This window comes from Azospirillum sp. ST 5-10 (assembly GCF_051225715.1).
In the GTDB taxonomy this organism is placed as follows: domain Bacteria; phylum Pseudomonadota; class Alphaproteobacteria; order Azospirillales; family Azospirillaceae; genus Azospirillum.
The window spans coordinates 1-13,982 of the sequence record NZ_JBPJSP010000032.1; the positions used below are offsets into that span (position 1 = coordinate 1).

At 74.5% G+C, this 13,982-nt stretch carries 10 protein-coding genes; 2 read left to right on the top strand and 8 right to left on the bottom strand.

Annotated elements, in window-relative coordinates:
* Positions 1-319: 319 nt before the first annotated feature.
* Entirely contained in the window at positions 320-1,354 is a 1,035-nt protein-coding gene (locus tag ACSBPG_RS26065) for a 2-dehydropantoate 2-reductase (protein WP_435540159.1), read from the bottom strand.
* Positions 1,355-1,575: 221 nt separating this feature from the next.
* Here ACSBPG_RS26065 and ACSBPG_RS26070 point away from each other — a divergent pair, with 221 nt between their 5' ends.
* Together ACSBPG_RS26070 and ACSBPG_RS26075 are read left to right on the top strand one after the other, a co-directional pair.
* Positions 1,576-2,079: a GNAT family N-acetyltransferase gene (locus ACSBPG_RS26070; RefSeq protein ID WP_435540160.1), complete on the top strand. Its 504-nt coding sequence runs from the start codon at positions 1,576-1,578 to the stop codon at positions 2,077-2,079.
* A gap of 124 nt (positions 2,080-2,203) precedes the next feature.
* Complete coding sequence (locus ACSBPG_RS26075; protein ID WP_435540161.1) at positions 2,204-3,247, top strand: helix-turn-helix domain-containing protein; 1,044 nt, start codon at positions 2,204-2,206, stop codon at positions 3,245-3,247.
* 18 nt (positions 3,248-3,265) lie between these two features.
* Here ACSBPG_RS26075 and ACSBPG_RS26080 read toward each other — a convergent pair whose 3' ends face one another.
* The 7 genes from ACSBPG_RS26080 to ACSBPG_RS26110 form a co-directional block, all read right to left on the bottom strand.
* Complete coding sequence (locus ACSBPG_RS26080) at positions 3,266-3,727, bottom strand: hypothetical protein (RefSeq protein ID WP_435540162.1); 462 nt, start codon at positions 3,725-3,727, stop codon at positions 3,266-3,268.
* 37 nt (positions 3,728-3,764) lie between these two features.
* Positions 3,765-4,217, bottom strand: coding sequence for a hypothetical protein (locus ACSBPG_RS26085; RefSeq protein WP_435540163.1), 453 nt, complete (start codon positions 4,215-4,217; stop codon positions 3,765-3,767).
* A gap of 81 nt (positions 4,218-4,298) precedes the next feature.
* On the bottom strand, positions 4,299-4,754 hold the full coding sequence (locus ACSBPG_RS26090) for a hypothetical protein (RefSeq protein ID WP_435540164.1): 456 nt from the start codon (positions 4,752-4,754) through the stop codon (positions 4,299-4,301).
* Positions 4,755-4,906: 152 nt separating this feature from the next.
* Entirely contained in the window at positions 4,907-7,780 is a 2,874-nt protein-coding gene (locus ACSBPG_RS26095; protein WP_435540165.1) for an NHLP bacteriocin export ABC transporter permease/ATPase subunit, read from the bottom strand.
* 5 nt (positions 7,781-7,785) lie between these two features.
* Positions 7,786-9,972, bottom strand: coding sequence for an NHLP family bacteriocin export ABC transporter peptidase/permease/ATPase subunit (locus tag ACSBPG_RS26100; protein WP_435540166.1), 2,187 nt, complete (start codon positions 9,970-9,972; stop codon positions 7,786-7,788).
* Between the two features lies 1 nt (position 9,973).
* On the bottom strand, positions 9,974-11,221 hold the full coding sequence (locus tag ACSBPG_RS26105; protein ID WP_435540167.1) for an NHLP bacteriocin system secretion protein: 1,248 nt from the start codon (positions 11,219-11,221) through the stop codon (positions 9,974-9,976).
* Between the two features lie 344 nt (positions 11,222-11,565).
* A complete protein-coding gene (locus tag ACSBPG_RS26110; RefSeq protein WP_435540168.1) occupies positions 11,566-13,965 on the bottom strand; it encodes a methyl-accepting chemotaxis protein in 2,400 nt (799 codons plus the stop codon).
* Positions 13,966-13,982 lie beyond the last annotated feature (17 nt).

Genomic DNA, 13,982 nt, shown 5'->3' on the forward strand with positions numbered 1-13,982 from the left:
TCGAGGCCCAGCCCCTTCAGCTTCTTCACCGTCTCCGGCGAGGCGGCGACGCGCTTCTCGTTGGCACGCCGCTCCTTGGGAATTGCGATCTTCATGGTCGTATTGGAACCTTGTTCTTGGCGCTCGCCCCGGTCCCGTCCCGCCCCGGGAGAGGGAAGGGGGCTGCGAGGCACGGGAGGGGTGAGGGTGCCGGAAGGACAGGGCACGCGGTTCCCGCCCCCTTTCACCTTTCCCACGGCTGGCGCCGCGAAGCCCCCTCGCTCTCCCGGAGGGACGAGCGAGGGGGCGGCGCCTGGGGAAGACGATGACGCGGGGACGGCTACTGGGCGGCGGCGACGACCGGCGGCTCCGTGGCGGCCGGCGCCGGAGCGGCGGGCCGGGTGTAGCAGCCGGCGATCTCGCCGCGCTGGCGGACCAGCGCGAGGACGACATCGAGGGTGGGCGTGGCGACGCCGACCATCCGGCCCATCTCCTGGACCACCGAGACGAGCGCGTCGATCTCCATGGGACGGCTGCGCTCCAGGTCCTGGAGCATCGAGGTCTTGTGGGCGCCGACGGCGGCGGCGCCGTTGATGCGGCGCTCCACGTCGACCCGGAAATGGACGCCCAGCCGGTCGCCGATCTCCTTGGCCTCCAGCATCATCGCCTTGGCGACGGCGCGGGTCTCGGGATCGCCGCAGATGACGTCGAGGGTGGCGTGGGTCAGCGCGCTGATCGGGTTGAAGCACAGGTTGCCCCACAGCTTCAGCCAGATCTCGTCGCGCACGCGGTCGCGGATCGGCGCCTTCAGGCCGCCGGCCTCCATGACCTGGCTCAGCGCCTGCACGCGCGCCGAGGTCGAGCCGTCCGGCTCGCCCAGCGGGAACTTGTCGCCGTAGACGTGCTTGATGACGCCCGGCGCCACCACCTCGGTGGCGGGATAGACGATGCAGCCGATGGCGCGCTCCGGCCCCAGGCCGTTCCACTGCTTGCCGCCGGGATCCACCGTCTCGAGGGTGCGCCCCTCGAACTCGCCGCCGTGCTTGTGGAAGTACCAGTAGGGAATGCCGTTGACCGCGGTGACGACGGCCGTGTCCTCGCCCAGCAGCGGCTGCATGGCGTCGACGACGCCCGGCACGGAATGGGCCTTGAGGCCGACGATGACGTAGTCCTGCGGGCCCAGCTCGGCCGGGTCGTCGGTGCAACGGGGATGGACGACCTGCTCCTCGTCGCCGACGAGGAGCTTCACGCCGTTCGCGCGCATCGCCTCGAGATGGGCGCCGCGCGCCACGAGGCTGACGTCGGCCCCGGCCTGGTGCAGACGAACGCCGAGATAGCCGCCGATCGCTCCCGATCCATAGATGCAGATTTTCATGGTTGCGTGGCCCTCTCCCTACCTTCGACACCCTCGGCCTGGGCAATGGGTTGCCTGGCCGATTGTTGGCGTCACAATGCAGGCGCATTCTGGTATACCATATACCTGGTGTCAACAGGCAACTCGTGGCCGGTTGGAGCGCCGCCGCCCGATGTCAAGGGGTGGAAAGAGTCCGGCGTTTGCTTGCTGGTCCCATTGTTTCCTGACCACCCTCTCCCGCGGTGCCGGCCGGACGCGCGACGGAGCCGGTCCCGTCCCGGAACACTAAGGAGAGGAGAGCGACCATGAGCCAGGGCAACATCGCCATCGAGCCGGCGCGCAACGATGCCGACATCGACGCGAGCTTCGCCATCATGCGGCAGCTCCGCAGCCACCTGACCGACGTCGAGGCCTATCGCAACCAGGTCCGCCGCCAGATGGACGACGGCTACACCCTGGCCCTGCTGCGCGTCGACGGCGAGATCGCGGGCTGTGCGGGCTTCCGCGTCCACGAGACCCTGTCGCGCGGCACCTACATGTACGTCGAGGACCTGGTGACCAGCTCGGCCCACCGTTCGCTGGGCCTCGGCGACACCCTGTTCGACTGGCTGGCCGGCCAGGCCAAGGAGCGCGGCTGCGCCCAGATGGAGGTCGTGTCGGGCACGCAGCGCACCGACGCGCACCGCTTCTACCACCGCAAGCGCATGGTCATTAAGGCGTTCCAGCTGGTCCTGGCGCTGAAGTGATGGGACACCGCGTCCGCCGCCGCGGCGGACGCGGGCAAGCGGTCAGCGGCAGCCCCTTGACGGCGTGGCCGTTGCTCTGGCTCCTATGTCCGGACCACAACCTCGACGGGCGGCACGGACGACCATGGCCGAGACGGACGGCACTCTTCCCGTTCTGCGCTTCGACAGCGCCGGACTGGCCGCGGAGGAGGCGTTCTGGCGGTGGCGCAGCGAGTTCGCCCCGTTCTTCGACCTGAGCCTCGCCGACGCCGCGGCGGTGCACGCGTTCCGCGGCACCATGGACACCTACCACATGGGCAGCGTGCTCGTCGGCTCCTGCTCGTCGGTCACCCAGACGTTCCGGCGCAGCCCCTACGCCATCGCGCGCAGCGGCGTCGACCATTACCTGGTGCAGCTGGTGCAGCGCGGGCACTTCGGCGGCACGATGGCCGGCCGGCCGGTCACCGCCCGGGCGGGGGACGTCTGCATCATCGACATGGCGCAGCCGACCGAGACCACGGACGTGGACTTCACCCACTGCACGTTGTGCTTCTCCCGTGACCTGCTGGCGCCCATGCTGTCGGCCCCCGACGCCCTGCACGGGCTCGTGCTGCGCGGCGACAGCGCGGTCGGCGCCTTGCTCGGCAGCCACGTCCGCACGCTCCACGAGGCGGCCCGTCATCTGTCGGCGCGCGACGCGCTCGCCTTGGGGCGCGGCAGCGCGGCCTTCGTCGCCGGCTGCCTGAAGCCGACGCTCGACGCCCTCGACCTGGTGGTGCCCGAGATGCGCGCCGCCCGCTTCCGCGCGGCCAAGCGCTACATCGAGACGAACCTCGCCGATCCCGAGCTGGGGGCGGCGGCGGTCGCCGCGGCGGTCGGGGTCTCGCGCCCGACCCTCTACCGCATGTTCGAGCCCCTGGGCGGCGTCTCCGCCTACATCGTCGAGCGGCGCCTGGCCCGCAGCATGGCCGACCTGATCGCCGCGGACCGGCGCCCCCGCATCGCCGACGTCGCGTACGCCTGGGGGTTCGGCTCCGAGGCGTCCTTCAGCCGCGCCTTCCGCAGCACCTTCGGCATGACGCCGCGCGACGCGCGGGCCACCTCGGCGGGCGTTTTCGCCCACGCCGCGGCGATGTCGTCGGTCGCCGCCGAGCTGGGGCGCTGGGTGGACGGGCTGGCGGCGCTGTAGCCGCCGGCGGCGGCCGTCTCACACGCCCGGGCGACCCCACAGCTCGGCGACGCTTTGGCCGGTCCGCGCGAGCCGCGCACCCATCCGTTCGGGGTTGCCGAGGTTCGCCACCACCTCGAAGAGGGAGGCGAAGGGCATGCCCACGGTGGCCAGGACGCCCAGCAGGGGACCGCCGCCGGACACGGCGTCGAGGTCCTGATCCGACAGCGGCGCGTTGGGCAGCGGCAGCGGCAGGACGACGTGGCGGTCGGTGCTGCGCGCGGCGGCGGCGGCGAGCTCCGCCAGGGGCACCTCCTCCACCGAGACGGTGACGCCGTCGGCGACCCGCAGGCCGGCGTCGCGCAGGGTGTCCAGCGGTGCGGCCTTCAGGCGGTCCCGCAGGACGGGATCGGAGGCGGCGGCGCTCAGGAGCCCCTTCAGGGCCGCTTCGGCGTTTTCCCTGGCCAGGACGGTTCCATCGGGGGTGACTTCATGGGACATGCTGTTCGTCTCCTCGCGGCGTCGGACCGGCATTGCGTCAGACGGTGTTCGGGTTGTTCCACTTCTGCGTGACGCCGGCGGCGAGTTCGCTCGCGTACTCGCCGAGGCCGTGGCCGCTGTTCGAGTTCATGAAGCGGGTCGCCAGGTTGAACGGCAGGGTGACGGCGCTCCACAGGCCCTCCAGCGGCCCGCCGCCGGCCACGGCGTCGAGGTCCTCGTCGGACAGCGCGCCGTCCGCGAGCGGCGGCAGCGGCAGGACGAGGTGGTCGTCGGTGCTGCGCGCCAGGACCCCGGCCGCGCCGTCGCGGGCGACCTCCTCGACCGTCACGGTGACGCCGGCCGGAACGGCCAGGCCGGCGTCGCGCAGCACCGCGGCCGGGTCGGCCTTCAGGCGCCGGTGCAGGGCGGCGTCGCCGGCGGCGGCCGTGATGATGCGGCCGAGCGCGAGCTCGACGGTGGGCGCGGCCGGGCTGGTCGCGGCGTCGGTCATGGGCGGTCTCCTTGGTCTCGGGCGGTGGCGCGCACCGGGGTCGTCGAAAGGGCGGGGCCGGCGCGATGCCGGCGTCCCCGCTCAGTTCGGCGCGTTCCAGTGATCGGCGACGCCCTGGGCGAGCTGCCCCAGCGCGTTGCCGATGTTCTGCGGCTTGGTCAGGTTGTTGCCGATGGTGATCAGGGCGTTGATGGGAAAGAAGGCTCCGGCCAGGAGCCCCATGCCCACCCCGCCGCCGGCCACCGCGTCCAGCTGGTCATCGGACAGCACGCCGTCCCGGCGCGGCGGCAGCGGCAGGACGATGTGGTCCTGCGTGCTCCGGTCGAGGACGGCGGCCACCTCGTCCATGGCGGCCTCCTCGACGGTCACCCGCACGCCGTCGGCGACGGGCAGCCCGGCCTGCGCCAGCACGGCGGCGGGATCGTCCTGAAGCCGCCGGCGCAGGGCGGGGTCGACCGTCGCGGCGGCGAGGATCTCCTTCAGCCGGCGCTCGACCGTGCCGGTCGACGGCGGCGCGGCGTGGTTCGTGTCGGCCATCGCGCTCCCCCTGGGACGGCCGGCGTTCCGGCCCGTCGGTGTGATGGCCGAACGGTAGCGGATCGCCGGTCCGGCGGCCCGACGGAACGTCTCAAAGACTTGGCGGGGAGTCTCATCCCGCGGCAACTGGTGGACGGGGCGGGGCGGGCCGGTCACGCCCGCCCCGCCCCGTCCACCAGTTGCCGGCGGGTCAGCGCGCGGAACGGTCCGTCCGTCGCCATCAGCTCGCGGTAGGTGCCGCTCTGCACCATGCGGCCGCGCTCGAGGACGCAGATGCGGTCGGCGTGGACGACGGTGCTGAGGCGGTGGGCGATGACGACGCGGGTGGCGTTCAGCCGCGCCAGGCTGTCGGCGACGATCGCCTGCGTGCGGTTGTCGAGCGCGCTGGTCGCCTCGTCCAGCAGCAGGACGCGCGGCCGGCGGACGATGGCGCGGGCGATCATCAGGCGCTGGCGCTGGCCGCCCGACAGGGTGGCGGCGCCGTCGGACAGCAGCGTGTGCATGCCCATGGGCATGGCGCGGATGTCCTCCTCCAGCCCGGCGAGCCGCGCCGCCTCCCAGGCGTCGTCGAGGCCGAGGGGGGACGAGCCGACGATGTTCTCCAGGATGCTGCCGGGCAGCAGGGTGCCGCGCTGCAGGACGACGCCGAGCTGGCGGCGCACCGAGGCGGGATCGACGTCCGCCAGCGACCGGCCGTCGTAGCTGACGATGCCGCTCTCCGGCGTCTCGAACCCCAGCAGCAGGCGGAACAGGGTCGACTTGCCGGAGCCCGACGGCCCGACCAGCGCCACGAAGGCGCCGGGCTCGGCGGCGAAGCTGACGTCGTCGAGGACCGGCGGCCCGTCGCCGTAGCGGAACGTCACGTCGTCGACGGCGATATGGCCTTCCAGCGGACCCACCTCCGGCTTGTCGGCGGTGCTCTCCGGCACGGCGTCGAGGATCGGCTTCAGCCGCTTGAAGATGGGGACGGCGTCGAGCGAGGCGGTCAGCGCCGTCACCACGCCCAGCACGGCGCCGATGAACTGGCCGAAGGCGGCGTTGAAGGCGACGAAGTCGCCCACCGATATGGGATCGGCCGCGGTGGCGACGACCAGGAAGAAGGCGAGCGTCGCCAGCAGGGGGATCAGCGCGTTCTGCACGGCGAAGGCGGCGGCCGCCAGGCCGACCCGGAACCCCTCGCGCCGTTGCGCGCTGAACAGGCCGAGCCAGCGGGCGAAGAGCCGGTCCTCGGCGCCGTTGACCCGCACCGTCGGCAGCGCGTTCAGCATGTCGATCAGGGTCGAGGAGACCTCCGCGGCCCGCTCCAGCGTACGGCGCTCGTAGCGCAGCTGGACGACGCCGGTGGCGGACAGCAGCACCCCGGCCACCAGCGCCACCGCGACGGCCGCCAGCGCCAGGCGCACGTCGTAGGTCAGCATCAGCGCGAAGTTGACGACGGAGAAGATGGCGGACAGACCGCTGCTGAGCAGCGTGTCGGCGACCACCTGGCGGAGCTGGGTCGGCGCCAGCGCCCGCATCAGCAGGTCGCCGGTCTGGAAGCGCCGGAAGAAGGTGGCGGGCAGCCTCAGCAGGCGGTCCCAGGTGCCGGCCTGGAGCTGGGCGTCGGCGCGCCCCTCGAAGCGCAGCAGCAGCAAGGTGCGGACCAGCGCGAACATGGCGCTGCCGACGGCGATGGCGGCGAGCCCCAGGGCCATGTGGACGATCGTCGCCACCTCGGCGTAGGGCACGGCCTCGTTGACCAGGATGCCGGTGGCCACCGGGACCAGCAGCCCGAGCAGGACCGACACCAGGGTCAGCAGGACCGCGCCGGCGACGTCCCGTCCCGAGCCGGCGAAGGCGAGCGTCAGCACGTCGCGCACGCCGAGCGCGCGGGCCGGCAGCGGCCGGTACAGCGCCACGGCCTCGCGGGCCACGGCGGCGGCCGTGCCGGCGGTCGCGCGGGTGCGCCGGCCGTCGGCGTCGACGATGTCGAAGCGGCCCGAGCCGCGGCGCAGGACGGCGCAGGCCGCGCCGGTGTCGGCCCGCGCGCCGACGAAGGACGGCATGTCGCGGCGCCACCACCCGTCGGGCAGGGTGACGGCGCGGCAGCGGAAGCCGGAGGCGCGCGCGTGCCGTTGCACCGCCCGCGGCAGGCCGGCGGCGCCGCCCGGCTCCTCGCCCGCGGGCGGGCGGAGCGGGATGCCGAGCTGGCCGGCGACGCGCCGCACCGCCACGGCCACCGGATCGCCGGCGGCGCCCGCCGCCCCGTGCTCGCTGGCGGGGCCGCCCAGCAGGCCGACGGCCGCGCGCAGGGAGGCGCGGACCGCCGTCTCGTCGCCGGCGGCGCGGGCCTCGATGCGTTCCTGCGCCTCGACGTCGGCGAGCCCGATCTCGGCGCGCAGCCACTGGAGGACGCCCGCGCACACCGTGTCGATGGGGGCCCAGCCGCGGCGGGCCAGCACGTCGGCGGTCGACAGCGCGCGGACCGTCCGTCCCGCGGCGACCGTCAGCCAGGCGCGCGCGGTCAGCAGGTGCGGCCCGTCCGCCCCGTCGTCGACCTCGGCCCAGACGGCGGGGTGGCCGACGAGGGTGCGCGGGCGGTCCGCGTGCAGGGTCTCGCCCGGTTCGATCCGCTGGGCGTCGGGAGGGACGTCGGTCGGGGCGTGGGCGGTTCCGAACGCCGCCAGGATGGTGTCCAGCCGGTCGGCCGCGTCCCGGGCGTCCGCGTCGCCGGCGGCCGCGGCGGCGGCGAGCGTGGCGCGGTCCAGCCCGGCCAGGGTCGCCGTGCCGATGGCGACGGCGAACAGCCCGGTCCCGGCCCCGGCCTCCGGCCAGCCCGGCAGGACGTCCCCCGGCCCGACGGTGACCACGTGCAGGCGCGTGCCGACCGGCCGCTCCTGCGCGTCCAGCCGCATGGCGAACACGGAGACCCGTCCCTCGGCGATCCGCAGCAGCCGCGACAGCCCGTCGAGGCGCAGCGGGCGGTTGCCGGCCAGGGTGCGGGGGCCGTCGTCGCCGGTCGGGGCGAGGGTCCGCTGGTCGGGCATGGCCGTCATTCGCCGCCCATCAGCCGCCGGTAGACGCCGTCGCGCTCGATCAGCGCGTCGTGGCTGCCGCGCTCCGCCACCCGGCCGCGGTCGAGCACGACGATCTCGTCGGCGTCGCGCACGGTGCTGAGGCGGTGGGCGACGACGATGCAGGTGCAGCCGCGGCGGCGGATCGCCTCGTCGATGCGCTGCTCGGTCACGGGGTCGAGCGCCGCCATCGCCTCGTCGAGGACGAGGATCGCCGGGTCGCGGGCGAGCGCGCGGGCGATCGCCAGCCGCTGCGCCTGGCCGCCGCTGAAGTTGGCGCCGCCCTCGGCGATGCGGTCGGACAGGCCGCCGGGGCGGGCGGCCACCACCTCCATGATGTCGGCGTCGCGCAGCGCCGCGATCAGCGCCCGGTCGGCGACGGTCGGGTCCCACATGGACAGGTTCTCGCGCACCGTGCCGGCCAGCACGTGCACCTCCTGCGCCACCACGCCGACCGAGGCGACGAGGGCGGCGCGCGGCAGCGCGTCCATCGGCACGCCGTCGAACCGGATGGTGCCGCTCCACGGCCGGTGCAGACCGGCGATCAGCCGGGCGAGCGTCGACTTGCCGCTGCCGGACCCGCCGACCACGGCGATCCGGGCGCCCGGCGCCACCTCCAGGTCGAACCCCTCGATCAGCGGCGGGGCGTAGCGCTGGTAGCCGAAGGTCACCCCCTCCAGCGTCACCCGTCCGGCGAGGCGGCGGATCGGGACGGGCGGTTGCGCCGGCGCCGCGGCCGGCTCGGCGAAGGGCAGGGCGCGCGGGTGCCGCAGCACGTCGGCGACCCGCGCCAGGTCGGCCTTGGCCTCGATCAGCGTGCCGAACACCGCGACCAGGGCCGAGAGCGGGCCCATGAAGCTCTGCACCAGCATCTGGAAGGCGACCAGCGTGCCGATCGTCATGTGGCCGTCGACCACCCGCAGGCCGCCGATGCCGAGGATGGCGGCGGTGGTCAGCCCGCTCACCAGCGGCTGGAACCCGGCGGCGACCAGCCCGTAGGAGCCGAGCCGGCGCTGGTTGGCGTTGTGGTTCGCCTGCAGGCCCGACCAGCGGCCGAAATAGTCGTCGTCGGTGGCGGTCGCCTTCAAGGTCTCGATGGCGAGGATGCCGGTCACCGTGGCGCTCTCGAAACGGCCGAGGTCCTGGGCGAGGCGCCGGCCGGCGTCCTCGCGCCGGCGCGCCATCAGCTTCCAGACCGCCAGGTTGGTGGTGCCGAGCAGCAGGCAGACGGTCGCCAGCAGCGGGTCCAGCGCCAGCATCACCAGGGCGTAGAAGGCGGCGGTGATGGCGTTGACGGCGCTCGCCCCGACCTCCCGGGCGGCGATGGCGGCCAGCCGGTCGTTGGCGTGCACCCGGTTCGCCACGTCGCCGGTGTGGCGCTGCGTGAAGAACTCCACGGGCAGCCGCAGGAGGTGCCAGAGGAAGCGCGCCGAGCCCGCCACCGCGAGCGCGGTCTGGGCGCGCAGCAGCACCAGCTGCTGCAGCCACGTCAGCCCGCCGTAGAGGACGGCGGTCGCCAGCATGACGGCGATCAGCGGCCGCAGCCAGCCGGTGTTCTCGTGGATCAGGTAGTCGTCGACGAAGATCTTGGTGAAGGCGGGGATCAGCAGCCCCGGCACGATCAGCAGCAGGCTGATCAGCACCGCCAGCGGCACCGCCGACCCGGCCCGCGCCAGCAGCGGCGCCACCTGGCGCAGCACCCCGGGCGGCCGGGCGTCGCGCGTGAACTCCGGCCCCGGCCTGACGCACAGCGCGATGCCGGTGAAGGCGGCGTCGAACTCGACCATGGTGACGCGGCGCGGGCCGGTCGCCGGGTCGTTGAGGAACACCGTGCCGCCGCGCACCCCCTCGACGACGAGGAAATGGTTGAAGTTCCAGTGGGCGATGAAGGGAAACGGCATGGCCAGCGCCGCCGCCGGCTCCAGCCGCATGCCCGAGGCCTCGCAGCCGTAACGCCGCGCCGCCCGCAGGATGTCGCTGGCCTTGCTGCCGTCGCGCGACACGCCGCACTCGACGCGCAGCTCTTCCAGCGGCGGATGACGGCCGAAATGGTGCAGGACGATGCCGAGTGCCGCGGCGCCGCATTCCACCGCCTCCATCTGCAGCAGCGTCGGCGTGACGGCGCGTGGATGGCGGCGTGGCCGGCGGGCCTGACGACCGGCCATCTCAGGTCCCGACCAGCGAGCGCAGGAACGGCAGCACCAGCTCCGCCGGCGCCTGTTCGCGCACGGAGACGTTGAGGCGCGCCAGGGTGCCCGGCTCGATGCGGTAGGGCGGGCCCTCGCCGCTGGACCAGCGCAGGCCGGAGACGGTGGCGGCGTCCGCCTCCAGGTCGGCGCGGACGATGATCGGCGGCCCCTCGCGCATGAACAGCTCCACCAGCCCGGCGTTGTGGAGCATGGCGGTCAGCGCCTCGCGCGAGGCCGGCAGGTCGGACACGGTGCGCACGCGCCCGGACACCGCCCCGTACTCCTCCTTCTTGGCGACGCCGGGTTCGACCTGCACCGCCATGCCGGGCCGCACCTGCTTGGCCTTGAGAGGCGGCAGGAAGACCAGCGCGTCGAGCACCTCCGCCTCCTGGACGATGCGGATGACCGGCATGCCGGGCGACACCACGTCGCCGAGCGACGCCGCGAGTTCGGTGACGATGCCGTCCACCGGCGCCTGGACGGTGGAGTTCTCGCGCAGCTCCGCCTCGACGGTGCGCAGCCGGTCCTGCTGGCGCTGGATCTCGTTGTCATGGTCGAGCAGCTTCAGGCGCCATTCCGCCTGGCGGCTGTGTTCCTCGGCGTCGAGCGCCAGCGACTTCTGCTCCAGCCCGTCGATCCGCTCGACCAGCTCGTTCAGCTCGCGCTCGACGTCGAGCACGCGGGCGCGGGTGGTGAACCCGCGCTCCAGCAGGGCGCGCTGGTCGGCCGCCTGGGTGCGCACCGCCTGCAGCCGCGTGCGCAGCCGCCGGAGCTGGTCGTCCAGCGCGGTCTTCTGGGCGCTCAGGATCTCCCGGCGGCGGGCGCTCTGCTGGCGGTCCTCCTCCACCAGTTCGGTGTGCCGGGCCTGCATCTGGCGCAGGGTCGCCGCCTCGGCGTCGCGCCGGCGCAGGACGAGGCTCTGGTCGATGACCGCCAGCGTGTCGCCGGCGGCGACCCGCTGCCCCGGCTGGACGCGGAACTCCAGCAGCGAGCCGCCGCCCTTGGCGGCCGCCGAGAACACTTCGCCGCGCGCGCTCAGCAGGATGCCGTCGCCGGCGACCCGCGTCGGGATGCGCCCGACGAGCGACCAGACCACGGCCGCGCCGATCAGCAGGGCCGCCGCCAGGAAGGCGATCCAGTATCCGGTCGGCGCCGCCACGAAGACGGTGTCCAGCCGCTCCGGGCTGGACAGCCGGTCGAGGGCGCTCTTGCGGAAGAGGGTCATGGTCCGTGCCGGAGTCTCAGGGGAGGAAGGGGCAGGCGCCGCGCCGCCCGGCCGTACGTGCCTGTCGGCGCCGGCGTGGTCCGCGGCGTGGCGGCAGCCGGCCGGCGTTCCGATCGAGTCATCGCATCCCATCCCGCTGTACGCCCGGCGTGCCGCCGGATGATAAGATTCGACGGTGGAAAGGCCAGTGACATTCGCCCTGCCAGCGGTCCGCCGCCGCCGGCCTGGCGACCCCGGGGCCGCACCGGGCCGTCGGCGACGCTACCAGCGGCGTCGGCGGCGTGCCTCACAGCCCGTCTCAAAGACTTAGCAGATCGTCTCACGGTGGCGTGGGGCAAACCTGCTTAGGAGGCCCGCACGCGCCGCAGGAATCCCTCCACCTCGGTGCGCAGCGCGTCGGTCTGCCCGGCCAGGCCGCGGGAGGCGGTGTGGACCGCCTGGGCGACGGTGCCGGTCTTGACGGCGGCTGCGGTCACCTCGGCGATGCGCTCCTTCACCACGTGGGAGCCGACGGCGGCCTCCTGGACGCCGCGGGCGATCCGGTGGGTGGCGTCGCCCTGCTCGTTCATCGCCTGGGTGACGTCGCCGACCGAGGCGCTGATCGCCTCGACCGAGCCGACGATGGCGCGGATCGCCGCCACCGCCTCGTCGGTGGCGGCCTGCATGTCGGCGATCTGCGCGGTGATCTCCGCCGTCGCCCGGCTGGTCTGCCCGGCCAGCGTCTTGACCTCGCCGGCGACGACGGCGAAGCCCTTGCCGGCCTCCCCGGCGCGCGCCGCCTCGATGGTGGCGTTCAGCGCCAGCAGGTTGGTCTGGCCGGCGATTTCGCCGATCATCTCCACCACCCGGCCGATCCGGCCGGCGGCGGCGGCCAGCCCCTCGACGATGCGGTTGGTGTCGCCGGCGCGGGTGGCGGCCCCGGCGGCGGCGCGGGCGGATTCGGCGAGGCGGTCGGCGATGGCACCGACCGAGGCCGAAAGCGCGTCGGCCGCCGCCGCGACGGTCTGTACGTTGGCGCTGGTCTGCTCGGCCGCCGTCGCCATCGTGGCCGCGCCGGTGCGGGTCGCGGCCGCGTCGGCCGACATGGCCGCGGCGTCCTGCGCCATGGCGTCGGCCGCCTGCCGCAGCCGTTCGGCGACGGCGCCGACCGACGCCTCGAAGGCGTCGGCGACGTCGCGCATGGCCTGACGGCGTTCGGCCTCGCCGCGCCGCTGCAGGAGGTCGCGCTCCTCCTCCAGGCGGCGGCGTTCCAGCGCGTTGCGCTTGAACACCTCGACCGCCGCGGCGAGGCCGCGGATCTCGTCCTTGCGCTCGCCGCCGGGGATGGCGACCGTGAGGTCGCCGTCGGCGAGGCGCGCGGTCGCCCCGGCCATGGCGTGCAGCGGCCGCACCACGCTGCGGCCGATCGCCCAGGCGAGGCCGGCGCCCAGCAGCAGGGCCAGCGCGGCGCCGACGACGATCAGCCCCTCGGCGTTGCGACGGGTGCCGTCGCGCGCCGCCTCCTGCGCCGCCACCAGGCGCCCCACCGTGTCGGCGATCGCGTCGGTGTCGGCGTCCATCGCCATGGCGGCCGCGGCCTGCCGGTCCGCCGTCGCCGCCAGGGCGGCGAACTCCTCTTGGAAGGCGCTGGCGGCCGCGTCCATGGCCGCGGCCTCGGCGCGGCCGTCGTCGGTGTCGACCAAATCCGCGACCTCGCCCGCCAGGGCGCGGACCTGGTTCATGGCGGCATCCACCGCGTCGCCGGCCTCGCTCCCGCGGGTCAGTTGGAAGTCGCGCTGGCCGACCGCCGCCATCTGCACGGCGGCGGCGATCCGCAGCGCCAGCGTGCGGACCTGGGCCGCGGCGTTCAGTTCGTCCTGCGCGGCGGCCTGGGCATAGCCGGTGGCTTCCCGCAGGGACGCGAAGGCGGCCATCTGGCTCTCGGCCAGGGTGGCGGCCGCCGCGTCCAGCGCGGCGGCGGCGGTGTCGGCGGTGGCGATCCGGTCGGGCGGCAGCGCTCCTCCGGCCGCCGCCCCGGCCAGACCGTCCAGCGCCGTACGGTAGCCCTGCGCCGTGGCGACAATGTCGGCGACGGCGGACTCCTCGGCGCTGCCGGCGACGCGGCGCTGCAGGGCGTCGGCCTCGCCCAGCACGGCCTCGACGGCGGCGACGGCGGCCGCCGCGGCATCGGACGAAGGGGCTCGCCGCAACGTCGCGAGGCCGGCGCGCAGCTCGCCGATGCGGCCCACCAGATGCTCGGTCATCGAGGCCGTGCCCCGGGCTTCGTCGAGGGAAGCCTCGGCTGCGGCGAGGCCGCGGCTGGCCTCCTCATAGCGGTCGCTCTGGCGGCGCAGGATGCCTTCGGCGGCGACCCGGAGTTCGGCCGAGCGGGCGGTCAGCGTGTCGAGGCGCTGCTCCTCCTCCTCGCGCTGGGCGACGAGGCGGCCGAAGGTCGCGGCGTAACGCTCGACCGCCTCGGCGATGGTGGCGCCCTCCGCGGCCGCCGCGCGCAACGCCGCCGCCTGCTCGCGCACCCGGTCGAGCCCGCTCCGCACCTCGGCCGCGTCGGTGGCCTCGCCGGTGTGGCCGTAGACCGCCACCCCTTCGGCGACCCGGGCCACACCCGCGTCGATCGCCGCCAGGTGCGACGCCGCCCCGGCGAAATCGGCGAAGCGCTGCAGGCTCGTCCAGCCGGCCAGGGCAACGACCAGGGTGAGGGCGAGGACGGTGGAAAAGCCGATGGCGATCCGGGTGGCGATCTTCATGACGGGTTTCCTCCCAC